The following is a 14,530-nucleotide window of genomic DNA, read 5'->3' as shown; positions in this document are numbered from 1 at the left end:
CGCATCAAGGGCGATGAAGTGTCGGTCGGCTACACCCTGGGCATGACGGTCACCCCGGTGGAAGGCACCAACATCGCCTTCAGCTACCGCTCGAAGGTCGAGCACAAGATCACCGACGGCAAGGCCGACTTCACCATCCCGCAGAACGCTGCCGCCTTCCTGGCCGCGGCCGCCCCGGGTACCTTCATCGACAGCAACGGCCGCGCCACCATCACCCTGCCGGCCAGCGCCACCGTGGGCTTCACCCACCGCGTGAACGACCAGTGGCAGATCATGGCCGAAGTCACGCGCACGGCGTGGAGCAAGTTCGACCAGGTCACCGTCGACTATGATTCCAACCAGCCGGACAGCGTGCTGCCGTTCCACTACCGCGACACCACCTTCGCGTCGATCGGTACTGATTTCCGCGTGAACGACAAGCTGACCCTGCGTGGCGGCCTGGCCTATGACCAGACCCCGACCACCGACGCCCACCGCGACGTGCGCGTGCCGGACACCACCCGTAAGTGGCTGTCGCTGGGCCTGACCTACGCCGCTTCGGACAAGATGGAATACAGCGTGGGCTACACCCACCTGTTCACCAAGGATCCGAACATCACCTCGACCTCGGTCACCGGCAACACCGTGACCGGCAAGTACAAGGTCAGCGGCGACGTGCTGGCAGCTTCGATGCAGTACAAGTTCTGATGCAGGCCCTGGCCTGAAGCAGCACACGGAAGGCCCCGCGTAAGCGGGGCTTTCTTTTGGGTGGGTTTCGGGCCATCCACGCATGGCGAGGATCTTCTGGGCAGAGCAGCCATCCACGTCGTGGATCCACGACAATGGCGCCATGAACCTGTCCGACCCGAACTTCCAGTTGGAGCTGGCTGCCAACATCGCCGTCGCCGGCTCGATCCTGCTGGCGGGCCGCAACAACGTGCACACCTGGTGGCTGGGCATCGTAGGCTGCGCACTGTTCGCCGCGGTGTTCGAGCGTTCGCACCTGTATGCGGACATGGTGCTGCAGTTCTTCTTCAACGCCATCAGCGTGCTGGGCTGGTGGCAGTGGCTGCGTGGTGACCATGGTGCACCTCTGCCGATTACTTCATTGCGGCCGCGCGCCTGGGCCTGGCTGGCGCCGCTGGCGGTAGTGGCCACCTTCGGCTACGGCTGGATGCTGACCCGCCTGACCAGCGCCTACGCGCCGTACATCGATTCGGCGGTGCTGGTACTGAGCGTGATCGCGCAGATCCTGATGATGCGCCGCAAGCTGGAATCGTGGTGGGTGTGGCTGCTGGTGAACACCGTGGCGGTGCCGCTGTACTACAGCCGAGGCCTGCACCTGACCTCTATCCTTTACATCGGTTTCTGGATAAACGCGCTGGTCGCCCTGCGCCACTGGCGCAAGCTGATGCGGGTGTAGAGCCGAGCCCATGCTCGGCTACGCCAGGAAAGCCGAGCATGGGTTCGGCTCTACAGGAAGAAAAACCACAAAAAACCCCGCTTTCGCGGGGTTTTTCGTTTACCGCATCAACCGGGCGATCAGTCGCCCAGGGTCAGCAGCGAGGCGTTGCCGCCGGCGGCAGTGGTGTTCACCGTCACCGTCTTTTCGGTGGCGAAGCGCAGCAGGTAGTGCGGGCCACCGGCCTTCGGACCGGTGCCGGACAGGCCCTGGCCGCCGAACGGCTGCACGCCGACCACCGCACCGATCTGGTTGCGGTTGACGTAGACGTTGCCGACGTGGACGCCGTTGCTGATGCGGTCGACGGTCTCGTCGATGCGCGAATGCACGCCCAGGGTCAGGCCGTAGCCGGTGGCGTTGATCTGGTCGATCACTGCATCGAGCTGGTCACCCTTCCAGCGGATCACGTGCAGGACCGGCCCGAAGATTTCCTTGTGCAGCTGGCCCAGGTCCTTCAGTTCATACGCACGCGGTGCGAAGAAGGTGCCATTGGCGGCTTCGGCGGACAGCTCGGCGGCAGCGATCAGGCGCGCTTCGCGGTCCATGCGTTCGGCGTGGTCCTGCAGGATCTTCAGTGCATCGGCGTCGATCACCGGGCCGACGTCGGTGGACAGCAGGCCGGGGTTGCCGACCTTCAGCTCCTTCATCGCACCGGCCAGCATGGTCATCACCTTGTCGGCGATGTCGTCCTGCACGAACAGCACGCGCGCGGCCGAGCAGCGCTGGCCGGCCGAGGTGAAGGCCGAACCGATCGCGTCCTTGACCAGCTGCTCCGGCAGCGCCGAGGAGTCGGCGATGAAGGCATTCTGGCCGCCGGTCTCGGCAATCAGCACACCGATGGCGGCATCGCGTGCGGCCATCGCGCGGTTGATCGCACGGGCGGTGTCGGTGGAGCCGGTGAAGGCGACGCCGGCCACGCGCGGATCGGCGGTGAGCGCGGCACCGACGGTGGCGCCGTCGCCGGGCAGGAACTGCACCACCTCGGCCGGCACGCCGGCGTCGTGCAGCAGCTTCACCGCGTAGTAGCCGATCAGGTTGGTCTGCTCGGCGGGCTTGGCGATGACGCTGTTGCCGGCGGCGAGTGCAGCGGCCACCTGGCCCAGGAAGATCGCCAGCGGGAAGTTCCACGGGCTGATGCAGACGAACACGCCGCGGCCGTGCAGCTGCAGCTCGTTGGATTCACCGGTCGGGCTCGGCAGCTTTTCGGCGTGGCTGAACTGCTCGCGCGCCTGCTTGGCGTAGTAGCGCAGGAAGTCCACCGCTTCGCGCACTTCGGCGATGCTGTCGGGCAGGCTCTTGCCGGCTTCCTTCACGCACAGCGCCATGAACTCCGGCATGCGCGCTTCCAGCTGGTCGGCGGCGTGCTCGAGGATGGCGGCGCGGCTGGCGGCCGGGGTGCGGTTCCAGGCCGGCTGCGCGGCCACGGCATTGGCCAGGGCCTTCTGCACGGTGGCGGCGTCGGCGGCCAGCCACTGGCCGACCACTTCGCGGGTGTCGGCCGGGTTGGTCACCGGCAGCGCAGCGCCGGCCGGGTTGGCACCGGGCACCAGCGGGGCGGCCTGCCAAGGCTTCACAGCCGCGTTGATCTGCTCGGCCAGGTCGCGCAGTTCGTTGTCGTTGGCGAGGTTGGCGCCCATGGAGTTCTTCCTGTCGTGGTTCTGGCTGCGCAGCAGGTCAACCGGCAGCGGGATCTTGGGATGCGGAATCGATGCGAACGAGGCGACCATCTCGACCGGATCGCGGATCAGGTCGGCGATCGGCACGCGCTCGTCGGTGATGCGGTTGACGAAGCTGGAGTTGGCGCCGTTTTCCAGCAGGCGACGCACCAGGTACGGCAGCAGGTCTTCATGCGAACCGACCGGCGCATACACGCGGCAGGGCAGGCCCAGGCGGTCGGCCGGCACCACTTCTGCGTACAGGTCGTCACCCATGCCGTGCAGCTTCTGGTGTTCGTACACGCCGCCGTTGGCGATGCTGCGCACCGCGGCAATGGTGTGCGCGTTGTGCGTGGCGAACATCGGGTAGATCGCATCGGCATGCGTGAACAGGCGCTTGGCGCAGGCCAGGTAGGAGACGTCGGTGTTCTGCTTGCGGGTGAACACCGGGTAGCCCGGATAGCCTTCGATCTGCGCGCGCTTGATCTCGGCATCCCAGTAGGCGCCCTTGACCAGGCGCACCTGCAGGCGGCGACCGGCGCGGCGCGCCATGTCGGCCAGGTGGTCGATCGTGTACGGGGTGCGCTTCTGGTAGGCCTGCACGACCACGCCGAAACCATCCCAGCCGGCCAGCGAGGCGTCGGAGAACACCTGCTCGATGATGTCCAGCGACAGTTCCAGGCGGTCGGATTCTTCGGCGTCGACGGTGCAGCCAATGCCGTAGCTCTTGGCCAGCTGTGCCAGTTCCAGCACGCCCGGCACCAGGTCCTTCAGCACGCGCTCGCGCTTGGCGTGCTCGTAGCGTGGGTACAGCGCCGACAGCTTGATCGAGATGCCTGGTGCGTTGTTGACGTCGCCGTCCGGACGGCCGCCGCGTGCCTTGTGATCGCCGCCGATGGCGTGGATCGCACGACGGTAGTCTTCCAGGTAGCGCAGTGCATCCTTCATGGTCAGCGCGCCTTCGCCGAGCATGTCGAACGAGTAGCGGTAGCTGGCGTTGTCGCCCTTGTGCGAGCGCGCCAGCGCTTCGCTGATGGTGCGGCCCATGACGAACTGGTGGCCCATGATCTTCATCGCCTGGCGCACGGCCAGGCGCACCACCGGCTCACCGACGCGGCCGACCAGGCGCTTGAATGCGCTGGGCGCATCGGCGCGGGTGGCGTCGTTCATCTGCACCAGCTTGCCGGTCAGCATCAGGCCCCAGGTGGAGGCGTTGACCAGCACCGAGTCGCTGCCGCCCAGGTGCTTTTCCCAGTCGGCATCGGCCAGCTTGTCGCGGATCAGCTTGTCCGCGGTGTCCTGGTCGGGAATGCGCAGCAGCGCCTCGGCCACGCACATCAGCAGCACGCCTTCCTCGCTGCCCAGGTCGTACTGGCGCATGAAGGCTTCGATTGCGCCCTGGTCCTTGGCACGCACGCGCACGCGGCCGACCAGGTCGGCGGCCAGCGCCTGTACCCGGGCCTGTTCCTCGGCGGGCAGGCGGGCCTGCGCCAGCAGTTCGCGCACGTGGCTGGCCTCGTCCTTCAACCAGGCATCGGTGATGGCCTGGCGGAACGGGTTGGGGGGCGCCGGCAGTTCCGGCGACAGCAGCGCGCCGGGACGCGGGGCGTCGCTGGCGGCAGGGGAGGAGGAAGGTGCGTTCATGCCGGTCCGGCCAGTGGAAAACTTGGCGATTTTAAACATTTTTGCGGCCTTCGGAAGTGCCGTGCAGACACCTTCATGAAGGGCTGATAGCCCCTAACGGTGGTGGATTCGGCGTGTTCATAAATCCTGCCAATATTTGTGCCGAATTCGTCATTCGTGCCGCCGACCTCATGCTGTGTTGCAGCATCGGAAAAAGTGTGAATGCACCCTTGCTACCGGCGAGAGGGCGGGGCTACCATCGAGACGTTTCCCGCGGCAGGAACGCGGTTGCGACATGATCGAGGTGCTTCCAGCTCCGGATGGGTCAGGTACGCAGCTGCGGCTGCGTCCCCCACGGGCGCTCGATGCCCGGCAGTTCGTCCTGTTGTTCACCGTGTTGTCGGGTGCGATGTGGCTGGTGTCCGCCCTCGGGTGGTTGGCCGGCAATGCATTCGCCCCCCTGTTCGCGCTGCTGTACAGCCTGGTGCTGGCGGCGGCGCTGCGTGCCTTGTGGCGCAGCGGTGAACGGCAGGAGGAGATCCGGGTAGTGCCGGCGTACGTGGAGGTCATCCCCGTACCCGGTGGATCGCCGGTGTTCCGGGCCCACCCTCACTGGGTGCGCCTGCTCACCGACGATGAGAGGGTCCGGCTGGCATCCAGCGGCCGGCAGGTGGAGGTGGGGAGTTTCCTCGCGCCGGCCGAACGTCAGATGCTTGCAGAGACACTTGAAAGCTTGCTCGCCGCCAGCGATGGCGGCAACCGACGACGCTAAGGGTCTAGGCAATGAAGCAAAGCAGCAGGTGGGGCACGAAGTGCGTTGCAGCGGTCGCCGCCATGGTGGCCGGGGGACTGGTTCCGGCGTTGGCCTGGGCCCAGGCGGCCGATCCCAAGCCGTGGCAGCTGAACATGGGGAAGGGGGTGACCCAGACCTCGCGCCTGGCCTGGGAATCGAACAACCTGTCGTTGATCATCTGCACGGTGATCGGCGTCATCGTGTTCGGGGCGATGGCCTACGCCATCTTCAAGTTCCGCAAATCCAAGGGCGCGGTCGCGGCCACCTTCAGCCACAACACCAAGGCCGAGATCATCTGGACGGTGATCCCGGTGATCATCCTGATCGTGATGGCATGGCCGGCCACGGCCAACCTGATCAAGATGTACGACACCCGCGATGCCGAGATGACGGTGAAGGTCACCGGCTACCAGTGGATGTGGAAGTACGAATACCTCGGCGAGAACGTCACCTTCACCAGCCGCCTGGACCGCGAGTCCGACCGGGTGCGGCAGAGCGGCGTCGTGCCGACCCGCGAGAGCCATCCGCACTACCTGCTGGATGTCGACAACCGTCTGGTGCTGCCGGTCGATACCAAGGTGCGCTTCGTCATCACCTCCGACGACGTGATCCACGCCTGGTGGGTGCCGGCGCTGGGCTGGAAGCAGGACGCCATCCCCGGTTTCATCAACGAGGCCTGGACCAGCATCGAGCAGCCCGGCGTGTACCGCGGGCAGTGCGCCGAGCTGTGCGGCAAGGACCACGGCTTCATGCCGATCGTGGTCGAGGCGGTGTCCAAGGAAGACTTCAAGCAGTGGCTGGCGCAGCGCAAGCCTGCACCGCCGGCCGAGCCCGCTTCCCCTGCGGCACCTGCAGAACCGGCTGCACCTGCGAGCGAAGCACCGGCAGCACCTGCCGCTGCCGAAGCCGGCAGCTCACCTGCCACCGCAGCCAGCGGCGCGTGATGTAAAGCCTGCGGCCGCCTGCTGCGGCCGTGGTGACAACCGATTCTGAGAGGTGTTTTGCAATGGCGCACTCGGCAGTTGGGCACGACGATCACCATCACCACCAGAGCTTCTTCGAGCGTTGGTTCTTCTCGACCAACCACAAGGACATCGGCACGCTGTACCTGGGTTTCAGCTTCATCATGTTCATCATCGGTGCGGCGATGAGCGTGGTGATCCGCGCCGAGCTGGCGCAGCCGGGCCTGCAGTTCGTCAAGCCCGAGTTCTTCAACCAGATGACCACCGTGCATGCGCTGGTGATGATCTTCGGCGGTGTGATGCCGGCCTTCGTCGGCCTGGCCAACTGGATGATCCCGCTGCAGATCGGCGCGCCGGACATGGCGCTGCCGCGCATGAACAACTGGTCGTTCTGGCTGCTGCCGGTGGCCTTCAGCCTGCTGCTGCTGACCCTGTTCCTGCCCGGTGGTGCACCGGCCGGTGGCTGGACCCTGTACCCGCCGCTGTCGCTGCAGGGTGGCTACAACGTCGCCTTCAGCGTGTTCGCCATCCATGTGGCCGGCATCAGTTCGATCATGGGCGCGATCAACATCATCGCCACCGTGCTCAACATGCGCGCGCCGGGCATCGACCTGCTGAAGATGCCGATCTTCTGCTGGGCCTGGCTGATCACCGCGTTCCTGCTGATCGCGGTGATGCCGGTGCTGGCCGGCGCGGTGACCATGCTGCTGACCGACAAGTTCTTCGGCACCAGCTTCTTCAACGCCGCCGGTGGCGGTGACCCGGTGATGTACCAGCACATCTTCTGGTTCTTCGGGCATCCCGAGGTCTACATCATGATCCTGCCCGCGTTCGGCGTGGTCAGCGAGATCATCCCGACCTTCAGCCGCAAGCCGCTGTTCGGCTACCAGGCGATGGTGTATGCCACCGCCGCGATCGCGTTCCTGTCGTTCATCGTCTGGGCCCACCACATGTTCACCGTGGGCATGCCGCTGGGTGGTGAGATCTACTTCATGTTCGCCACCATGCTGATCTCGATCCCCACCGGCGTGAAGGTGTTCAACTGGGTCAGCACGATGTGGCGCGGTTCGCTCACGTTCGAAGCGCCGATGCTGTGGTCGGTGGCCTTCGTCATCCTGTTCACCATCGGTGGCTTCTCCGGCCTGATGCTGGCCATCGTCGCCGCCGACTTCCAGTACCACGACACCTACTTCGTGGTGGCCCACTTCCACTACGTGCTGGTGACCGGCGCAGTGTTCGCGCTGATCGCGGCGGTGTACTACTGGTGGCCGAAGTGGACCGGGCGCATGTACAGCGAGAAGTGGGCCAAGGTGCACTTCTGGTGGTCGATCGTGTTCGTCAACCTGCTGTTCTTCCCGCAGCACTTCCTCGGCCTGGCCGGCATGCCGCGCCGCATTCCCGATTACAGCGTGGCGTTTGCCGACTGGAACCTGATCAGCTCGATCGGTGCGTTCGGCATGTTCGTCACGCCGTTCATGATGGCCGCGATCCTGCTGTCGTCGCTGCGCAACGGCGAGAAGGCCGAAGCGCGGAGCTGGGAAGGCGCGCGTGGCCTGGAGTGGACGTTGCCGTCGCCGGCACCGGCACACACCTTCACCACGCCGCCGACCATCCGCCCAGGGGACCTGGCGCATGACGACATCACGCATTGAGGTGGGGCATGCATAACGAGAGCCCGCTGCAGACCTGTAGAGCCGAGCCATGCTCGGCTGACGTGGAGCAGCCGAGCATGGCCCGGCTCCACAACAGCCCGGGCGACGCCCCGGAAAACGACATCGAACTGCAACGCCAGCGCGCCAGGCGCACCGCAGCCTGGGTCGGCGCCATCGCCGTGCTGGTCTACGTCGGCTTCATCCTCAGTGGGGTGATCGGCCGATGAGCGACGCACCGGCCACCGCGACCTCACGCAGTGCCGGGCTGCCGCGCCTGATCGGCGTGGCGGTGGCGGTGTTCCTGCTGACGTTCTCGCTGGTGCCGCTGTATCGCATCGCCTGCGAGAAGGTGTTCGGCGTGCGCCTGGAGCGCGGCCCCGGCAGCGAAGCCAGTGCGGGTGCGGCGTCCGGCAAGCGCACCGTACGGGTGGAATTCGATGGCGGCGTCAACTCGCGCCTGCCGTGGTCGTTCCATCCCGAACAGCTGACCATGGACGTGGTGCCCGGTGAACTCAACGAGGCCCTGTACTTCGCCCGCAACGACAGCCAGCAGGCCGTGGTCGGCAGTGCGGTGCCTTCGGTGGCACCGGCGCGCGCGTCGGGTTTCTTCAGCAAGACCGAATGTTTCTGTTTCACCGCGCAGACGCTGCAGGCCGGCGAGAAGCGCGACATGCCGGTGCGCTTCATCGTCGATCCGGACCTGCCGCCGGAGATCAGGACGATCACCTTGTCCTACACCTTCTACCGCAACGACGCGTTGTCCGATCGGCTGGCTCCGGCCGCCACCTCGGAAGGCGCGCACGCCGCACCCTGACCCGGATACCGACATGGCCCAGACACCGACCGACGCCAACGTGTACTTCGTCCCGGCCCAGAGCAAATGGCCGTTCGTGGGTTCCATCGCGATGATGGTGACCATGGTGGGCGTGGCCAGCTGGCTCAACGATGCCAGCTGGGGACGCTGGACGTTCTACCTCGGCATCGCGATGCTGGTGCTGACCCTGTTCTGGTGGTTCAGTGACGTGGTGCGCGAATCGCAGGCCGGCAACTACAACCATCAGGTCGATGGCTCGTTCCGGATGGGGATGATCTGGTTCATCTTCTCCGAGGTGATGTTCTTCGGCGCCTTCTTCGGCGCGCTGTTCTACACCCGCAACCTGGGCCTGTCGTGGCTCAGCGGCGAAGGCCGCGGGGTGATGACCAACGAACTGCTCTGGCAGGGCTATTCCGCCGGTTGGCCGACCAACGGCCCGGCGGCGATCGGTGGCGCCTTCCAGACCATCCCGGCCTGGGGCCTGCCGCTGATCAACACGCTGATCCTGCTCACCTCCGGCGTGACCCTGACCATCGCCCATCACGCGCTGAAGGCGGGCAACCGCCGCCAGCTGCTGATCTGGCTGGGCCTGACCGTGGTGCTCGGCCTCGGCTTCCTCACCCTGCAGGCGGAGGAGTACATCCACGCCTACAAGGAACTGAACCTGACGCTCGGCTCGGGCATCTACGGTTCGACGTTCTTCATGCTGACCGGCTTCCACGGCGCGCATGTGCTGCTGGGCACGATCATGCTGATCGTGATGTGGCTGCGTTCGGCCAAGGGACACTTCACCCGCGACAACCATTTCGGCTTCGAAGCCGCCGCGTGGTACTGGCACTTCGTCGACGTGGTGTGGCTGATGCTGTTCCTGTTCGTCTACGTGCTTTGACCGCGCACGCATCGGTGGCCTCAGCCGCCGATGCCGTGCGGTTTGATCCAGCCCATGTAGATGCTCACGATCACCAGCAGGATCAACGCCACCGACACCGCGATGCGACGTGTCAGTGCGTTGACCGTGCGCTTGGTCTGGCCGCGGTCGACCAGCAGGTAATACAGGCCGGCGCCCAGATTCCAGACGATGACGATCAGAAACGCGATTACCAGCAGGGTCTTCAGCGAATCACTCATGCGCGGCTCGAGGGCAGGGTGGATGTGCCTATCTGACCGCGTTTGTGCGGACTTGTCATGATGCGCCAGCACACGCGCGTGCTCGGATGGCTGCTGGCCGTGCTGGCAATGGCCGGTTTCACCGCATTGGGGCTGTGGCAGCTGCAGCGCATGCATGCCAAACAGGCAATGTTGGATGCACAAGTTCCAGCTGCAGCGCAGGTCCTGTCGCTGGCGCAGGCGCTGGCAGCACCCGGTGCGTTGCATGGCGTGGCCGATCACGGTCGCTTCCTTTCCGGCGTGGTGCTGCTGGACAACCAGACCCGGCACGGCCGCGCGGGGGTAAAGATCTACCGCCCGTTCCGCAGTGACGAAGGCAGCGTGCTGCTGGTCGATCTGGGATGGCGCGCGCTGCCGCCGGATCGCGCCCTGCCGGAGCTGCCCGCACCGCCTTCGCCGGTGGCCGTGCGTGGCCTGCTGGCACCGCCGCCGTCGGCCGGATTGGCACTCGGTCCCGCATTCTCCGCTACGGGGGAAGCGGGCCGCTGGCTGGCCAGCCGGTTGCCGGCCGAAGGCCTGGCCCGCGCGCTGGGGGTGCAGTCACTTCCCGATCGTGTACTGCGCCTGGACCCTTCACTGCCCTTCGGTGACGAGCGCGACCTGGACCTGCTGCCGAACACGCTGCCACCGCAGCGCCACCTGGGCTACGCCGTGCAGTGGTTCGGGCTGGCCCTGACCGTGCTGGTGGTGGCGCTGGTGCTGGAATGGCGCAGGAGGCGCGCCGTGGCCCGACCGGCATCCCGTACCCAACCATGAGAAAATGCCCCGCATGAACACTGCTACGTCCCCGCAGGTGCGCGGCTCAGGCCGCCGGACCCTGGTGCTGCTGTTTGCCGTGTTCTTCGGCGCGATGGCGCTGGCTGCCGTGCTGCGCTTCTCTGGCTGGCAGCCCACCGGGCACCGTAATGCCGGCCAGTTGCTGAAGCCGCCGGTGGATCTACGCCAGCAGGCTCCGACGCTGGCCAACGGCCAGCCCTATCCGTGGAACCCCGAGGCCCGGACCTGGCGCCTGCTGGTGGCGCCGGCCGGTGCCTGCGACGCACAGTGCGTCACTTTGTCGCAGGGACTGGGCAAGGTGTGGCAGCTGTTCGGCCATAACGCCGATAATGTCGAGATCCTGTGGCTGGGTACGCCACCGGCGTCGATCGCCTCGCTGCCCGCGCTGCGGCCGCTGGCTCCGTCGCCAGCCCTGCGCGCGGCATTGCCGGGCGTTGATGATCCGGCGGGACTGCCGGTCTACGTGATCGATCCGAACGGCTTCGTGATCATGCGCCATGCCCCCGGCAGTGACCTGGGGGGCCTGCGCAAGGACATGGCCACGTTGCTGAAACTGAAGTGAGTCCCGTTTGATGAGCCTTTCCGCGCGTCCGGCGCTGCACCGCAATTTCCACCGCCTGGCGTGGTTCGCCATGATCATGACCGCGAGCACGATCATGTTCGGCGCCTTCGTGCGCCTGTCCGATGCCGGCCTGAGCTGCCCGGACTGGCCCACCTGCTATGGGCAGGCCACCTGGCCGCAGCACGTGGAAGAAACCATCGGCCACCCGGCGGCGGAAATCCGCCCGCTGGAAACGCACAAGGCCTGGCGTGAGCAGGTGCACCGCTTCCTGGCCGGCGCGCTGGGCATCGAGATCCTGACCCTGGCGCTGCTGGCCACGCGCAAGCGGCGATTCGGAAGCACGGCGGTGGTGACCGCCTGCGTGCTGGTGGCCGCCGGCATACCGCTGTACATGATGGGCTGGCATGGCACCGCCAGTGCATTGGCCCTGATCGGCGAGGCGATCCTGCTGATCGCCGCGCTGCGCTGGAGCAACATCGACCTGGCGCGTGCTGCCCTGCTGACCCTGGCGGTGGTGATCTTCCAGGCCCTGCTGGGCATGTGGACGGTGACCCTGCTACTCAAGCCCATCGTGGTGATGGGCCACCTGCTGGGCGGCATGCTGATGTTCGCGCTGCTGGTGTGGATGGCCTGGCGCGCCACGCACATGCCGATCACCCTGGCCGAAGCTCCGAAGCTGAAGTGGGTGCTGCGCATCGGCGTTGCGGTGCTGGTCACCCAGATCGCACTGGGCGGCTGGGTCAGCGCCAACTACGCTGCGCTGGCCTGCGGCGGTGGCAGCGCCTCGCTGGACAATTTCCCGCGCTGCGCCAACCAATGGTGGCCGCAGCACAACTTCGTCGAAGGCTTCACCCTGTGGCGCGGCATCGGCGTGGACTACGAAGGGGGCGTGCTGGATGGTGCCTCGCGTATCGCCATCCAGATGGCGCATCGCCTGTTCGCGGTGGTGGTGGCCGTCTACCTGCTGTGGCTGGGCGTGCGCCTGTTCCGCCTGCCGAGCATGCGTGGCTGGGCCAGTGCGCTGATCGTACTGCTGGTGCTGCAGGTCACCCTCGGCATCCTCAATGTGAAGCTGGCGCTGCCGCTGGAAGTGGCGGTGGCCCACAACGGCGTGGCCGTTGCCCTGTTGTTCGTGCTGGTCAGCCTGCTGGCCCGCCTGCGTGCCCCGGACTGATTCCATGTTTTCCAATTACCGCCAGTACTGGGACCTGACCAAGCCCAAGGTCGTCGCCCTGATCGTCTTCACTGCCCTGGTCGGCATGGTCCTGGCCATTCCGGGCGTGCCCAGCTGGGAGCAGGTGCGCGCCGGCGTGCTCGGTTTCCTCGGCATCTGGCTGGCGGCCTCGGCCGCCGCCGCCATCAACCAATTGCTGGATGCGCACATCGATGCACAGATGGCGCGCACCTCGTGGCGTCCGCTGGTGGTGGGCAAGGTCAAGCCGTGGCAGGTGCTGGTGTTCGCCGGCGTGCTGATCGTGTTGTCGATGACCATCCTGGTGCTGTGGGTGAACCTGATCACCGCGGTGCTGACCTTCGCCTCGCTGATCGGCTATGCGGTGATCTACACCGTGTACCTGAAGCGCGCGACCTCGCAGAACATCGTCATCGGCGGCCTGGCCGGCGCGATGCCGCCGATGCTGGGCTGGGCCGCAGTGACCGGCATGCAGGGCTCGTCGGACTGGGCGTACTCGTCGCTGCTGGTGCTGATCATCTTCATCTGGACCCCGCCGCACTTCTGGGCGCTGGCGATCTTCCGCCGCGAGGACTACGCCAAGGCGGAAATTCCGATGCTGCCGGTGACCCACGGCGTGGTGCACACCCGCAAGCAGATCATGGTGTATTCGGTGGTGCTCGCACTGGTCTGCCTGCTGCCGTACCTGGTGGGCATGAGCGGCGCGTTCTACCTGGGCGGCGCGATCGTGCTCAACGCCGTGTTCCTCTGGTACGCCTGGCGCATGCTGAACCCGCCGGACGAACTGTTCTCGATGAAGATGTTCTACTACTCCATCGTGTACCTGATGGCGCTGTTCGCCTTCCTGCTGGTGGACCACTGGATCCTGCCCTGGTTGTAAAGCGCCACCTGTAGAGCCGAGCCCATGCTCGGCTGAGGGCTGGTTGGAAGAGCAGCCGAGCGTGGGCTCGGCTCTACACTTGATCTCTTCCAGCGGCGTCGCCATTGCTGTTCCTGACCCCAAGGAAAGGAGCGAGCAGGGATGCATTCGATTTTCCGCTGGACCAGCGCGCTGCTGCTGGCGCTCGGCATGGCCCTCAATGTGCATGCCGACGACACCGCCGCGCAGATCCGCCAACACGCCGGTGAGCACCGCCTGTTGATACTGGGCGAATTCCACGGTACCCGCGAGACACCGCTGCTGGTTCGGGAACTGATGGAGGCCTACGCAGCCGATGGCACTCCGGTGCGGTTGGCATTGGAGCTGCCGACTGACGAGAACGCCGCGCTGGCGACGTATCTGGTGTCTTCCGGCACGGCCAAGGCGCGCGCTGCATTGCGTGGCACGCCGTACTGGAGCGTCCGCAGCCGCATGCATGACGGCCGTCGCAGCAAGGACATGCTCGACCTGATCGAAGCGGCGCGCGCGCTGCGTACCCGGGGGCGCGACGTGCAGGTATTCGGTTTTGATCGCGTGCTACCCGCCGAAACGGCGGGTAGTGGGGCACGCGACCGGGCGATGGCCCAAGAGGTCCGCGTGCGCGCACAGGCATTGCCGAACAACGCACGGCTGCTGGTGCTGACCGGCAACGTACATGGCATGCGTACGCAGCCGAAGATGATTGCGTACCCCCCGATGACGGCATTGCTGAACGATCTGGAGCTCTACAACGTGCGTATCGAGGCGCGTGGCGGGGAGGGTTGGGGCTGTGCCGCCCCTGGACGTTGCGAAGCGCGCCAGCTGCCGGGTCATGCCGGGACATCGCCCAGGGTGGATACCGGTGCTGACCGCAGCTACGACCTGAGGGTATGGCTGCCGCGATTCAGCGTGGCGCGGCTGCTGGACAGCGATTCGGTCTGGTGATCATCCACGCGTGGCGTGGATCCAACTGCGCCGTTCAACCGCCAGCCGA

At 66.1% G+C, this 14,530-nt stretch carries 15 protein-coding genes; 13 read left to right on the top strand and 2 right to left on the bottom strand.

Annotated elements, in window-relative coordinates:
• Together QRO91_RS13215 and pnuC are read left to right on the top strand one after the other, a co-directional pair.
• A partial coding sequence (locus QRO91_RS13215; protein WP_285310424.1) for an OmpP1/FadL family transporter occupies window positions 1-687 on the top strand: 687 nt, incomplete at its 5' end.
• Window positions 688-829: 142 nt separating this feature from the next.
• Complete coding sequence (pnuC, locus tag QRO91_RS13210) at window positions 830-1,402, top strand: nicotinamide riboside transporter PnuC (RefSeq protein WP_197620474.1); 573 nt, start codon at window positions 830-832, stop codon at window positions 1,400-1,402.
• A gap of 119 nt (window positions 1,403-1,521) precedes the next feature.
• On the opposite strand, the gene putA is transcribed toward pnuC, so the two are convergent.
• Window positions 1,522-4,740: a bifunctional proline dehydrogenase/L-glutamate gamma-semialdehyde dehydrogenase PutA gene (putA, locus tag QRO91_RS13205; protein ID WP_197650575.1), complete on the bottom strand. Its 3,219-nt coding sequence runs from the start codon at window positions 4,738-4,740 to the stop codon at window positions 1,522-1,524.
• Window positions 4,741-5,014: 274 nt separating this feature from the next.
• Between putA and QRO91_RS13200 the strand changes: the two genes are divergently transcribed.
• From QRO91_RS13200 to QRO91_RS13175, 6 genes are all read left to right on the top strand, one after another.
• Complete coding sequence (locus QRO91_RS13200) at window positions 5,015-5,491, top strand: DUF2244 domain-containing protein (protein ID WP_197620470.1); 477 nt, start codon at window positions 5,015-5,017, stop codon at window positions 5,489-5,491.
• A gap of 11 nt (window positions 5,492-5,502) precedes the next feature.
• Window positions 5,503-6,456: a cytochrome c oxidase subunit II gene (coxB, locus tag QRO91_RS13195; protein ID WP_197620468.1), complete on the top strand. Its 954-nt coding sequence runs from the start codon at window positions 5,503-5,505 to the stop codon at window positions 6,454-6,456.
• Window positions 6,457-6,518: 62 nt separating this feature from the next.
• Window positions 6,519-8,126 carry a cytochrome c oxidase subunit I gene (gene ctaD, locus QRO91_RS13190; protein WP_005407790.1) on the top strand — a complete coding sequence of 536 codons (1,608 nt, stop codon included), beginning with the start codon at window positions 6,519-6,521 and terminating at the stop codon, window positions 8,124-8,126.
• 8 nt (window positions 8,127-8,134) lie between these two features.
• The gene (locus QRO91_RS13185) at window positions 8,135-8,353 is read left to right on the top strand and encodes a hypothetical protein (protein ID WP_197620466.1); all 219 of its coding nucleotides are present in this window, start codon (window positions 8,135-8,137) and stop codon (window positions 8,351-8,353) included.
• Entirely contained in the window at window positions 8,350-8,940 is a 591-nt protein-coding gene (locus QRO91_RS13180) for a cytochrome c oxidase assembly protein (RefSeq protein ID WP_019336368.1), read from the top strand. Before QRO91_RS13185 ends, QRO91_RS13180 begins: the two co-directional genes overlap by 4 nt.
• 13 nt (window positions 8,941-8,953) lie before the next feature.
• On the top strand, window positions 8,954-9,829 hold the full coding sequence (locus QRO91_RS13175) for a cytochrome c oxidase subunit 3 (RefSeq protein WP_049426961.1): 876 nt from the start codon (window positions 8,954-8,956) through the stop codon (window positions 9,827-9,829).
• Window positions 9,830-9,849: 20 nt separating this feature from the next.
• Here the strand turns inward: QRO91_RS13175 and QRO91_RS13170 are convergent, their stop codons facing one another.
• Entirely contained in the window at window positions 9,850-10,068 is a 219-nt protein-coding gene (locus QRO91_RS13170) for a twin transmembrane helix small protein (RefSeq protein ID WP_005412025.1), read from the bottom strand.
• Window positions 10,069-10,125: 57 nt separating this feature from the next.
• Between QRO91_RS13170 and QRO91_RS13165 the strand changes: the two genes are divergently transcribed.
• From QRO91_RS13165 to QRO91_RS13145, 5 genes are all read left to right on the top strand, one after another.
• On the top strand, window positions 10,126-10,863 hold the full coding sequence (locus QRO91_RS13165) for an SURF1 family protein (RefSeq protein WP_285310423.1): 738 nt from the start codon (window positions 10,126-10,128) through the stop codon (window positions 10,861-10,863).
• A gap of 13 nt (window positions 10,864-10,876) precedes the next feature.
• Window positions 10,877-11,446, top strand: a complete 570-nt coding sequence (locus QRO91_RS13160) for a hypothetical protein (RefSeq protein ID WP_197620462.1) — start codon at window positions 10,877-10,879, stop codon at window positions 11,444-11,446.
• A gap of 10 nt (window positions 11,447-11,456) precedes the next feature.
• On the top strand, window positions 11,457-12,620 hold the full coding sequence (locus QRO91_RS13155) for a heme A synthase (RefSeq protein WP_197633243.1): 1,164 nt from the start codon (window positions 11,457-11,459) through the stop codon (window positions 12,618-12,620).
• 4 nt (window positions 12,621-12,624) lie between these two features.
• Window positions 12,625-13,518 carry a heme o synthase gene (cyoE, locus tag QRO91_RS13150; RefSeq protein ID WP_005407798.1) on the top strand — a complete coding sequence of 298 codons (894 nt, stop codon included), beginning with the start codon at window positions 12,625-12,627 and terminating at the stop codon, window positions 13,516-13,518.
• Window positions 13,519-13,659: 141 nt separating this feature from the next.
• Window positions 13,660-14,481, top strand: coding sequence for a hypothetical protein (locus QRO91_RS13145; RefSeq protein WP_049426953.1), 822 nt, complete (start codon window positions 13,660-13,662; stop codon window positions 14,479-14,481).
• Window positions 14,482-14,530 lie beyond the last annotated feature (49 nt).

The organism is Stenotrophomonas maltophilia group sp. Smal32 (assembly GCF_030237085.1).
Taxonomy (GTDB): Bacteria; Pseudomonadota; Gammaproteobacteria; order Xanthomonadales; family Xanthomonadaceae; genus Stenotrophomonas; species Stenotrophomonas maltophilia_Q.
The sequence above is the reverse complement of the archived record's forward strand: the minus strand, read 5'-3'. Positions and strand labels throughout refer to the sequence as shown.

Excerpts from the sequence above, each read along its gene's own strand:
- QRO91_RS13170 (WP_005412025.1), bottom strand. The coding sequence starts at position 10,068 with ATGAGTGATTCGCTGAAGACCCTGCTGGTAATCGCGTTTCTGATCGTC.
- pnuC (WP_197620474.1), top strand. The coding sequence starts at position 830 with ATGAACCTGTCCGACCCGAACTTCCAGTTGGAGCTGGCTGCCAACATC.
- QRO91_RS13180 (WP_019336368.1), top strand. The coding sequence starts at position 8,350 with ATGAGCGACGCACCGGCCACCGCGACCTCACGCAGTGCCGGGCTGCCG.
- QRO91_RS13145 (WP_049426953.1), top strand. The coding sequence starts at position 13,660 with ATGCATTCGATTTTCCGCTGGACCAGCGCGCTGCTGCTGGCGCTCGGC.
- QRO91_RS13160 (WP_197620462.1), top strand. The coding sequence starts at position 10,877 with ATGAACACTGCTACGTCCCCGCAGGTGCGCGGCTCAGGCCGCCGGACC.
- cyoE (WP_005407798.1), top strand. The coding sequence starts at position 12,625 with ATGTTTTCCAATTACCGCCAGTACTGGGACCTGACCAAGCCCAAGGTC.
- ctaD (WP_005407790.1), top strand. The coding sequence starts at position 6,519 with ATGGCGCACTCGGCAGTTGGGCACGACGATCACCATCACCACCAGAGC.
- QRO91_RS13200 (WP_197620470.1), top strand. The coding sequence starts at position 5,015 with ATGATCGAGGTGCTTCCAGCTCCGGATGGGTCAGGTACGCAGCTGCGG.
- coxB (WP_197620468.1), top strand. The coding sequence starts at position 5,503 with ATGAAGCAAAGCAGCAGGTGGGGCACGAAGTGCGTTGCAGCGGTCGCC.
- QRO91_RS13155 (WP_197633243.1), top strand. The coding sequence starts at position 11,457 with ATGAGCCTTTCCGCGCGTCCGGCGCTGCACCGCAATTTCCACCGCCTG.
- QRO91_RS13165 (WP_285310423.1), top strand. The coding sequence starts at position 10,126 with ATGATGCGCCAGCACACGCGCGTGCTCGGATGGCTGCTGGCCGTGCTG.
- QRO91_RS13175 (WP_049426961.1), top strand. The coding sequence starts at position 8,954 with ATGGCCCAGACACCGACCGACGCCAACGTGTACTTCGTCCCGGCCCAG.
- QRO91_RS13185 (WP_197620466.1), top strand. The coding sequence starts at position 8,135 with ATGCATAACGAGAGCCCGCTGCAGACCTGTAGAGCCGAGCCATGCTCG.
- putA (WP_197650575.1), bottom strand. The coding sequence starts at position 4,740 with ATGAACGCACCTTCCTCCTCCCCTGCCGCCAGCGACGCCCCGCGTCCC.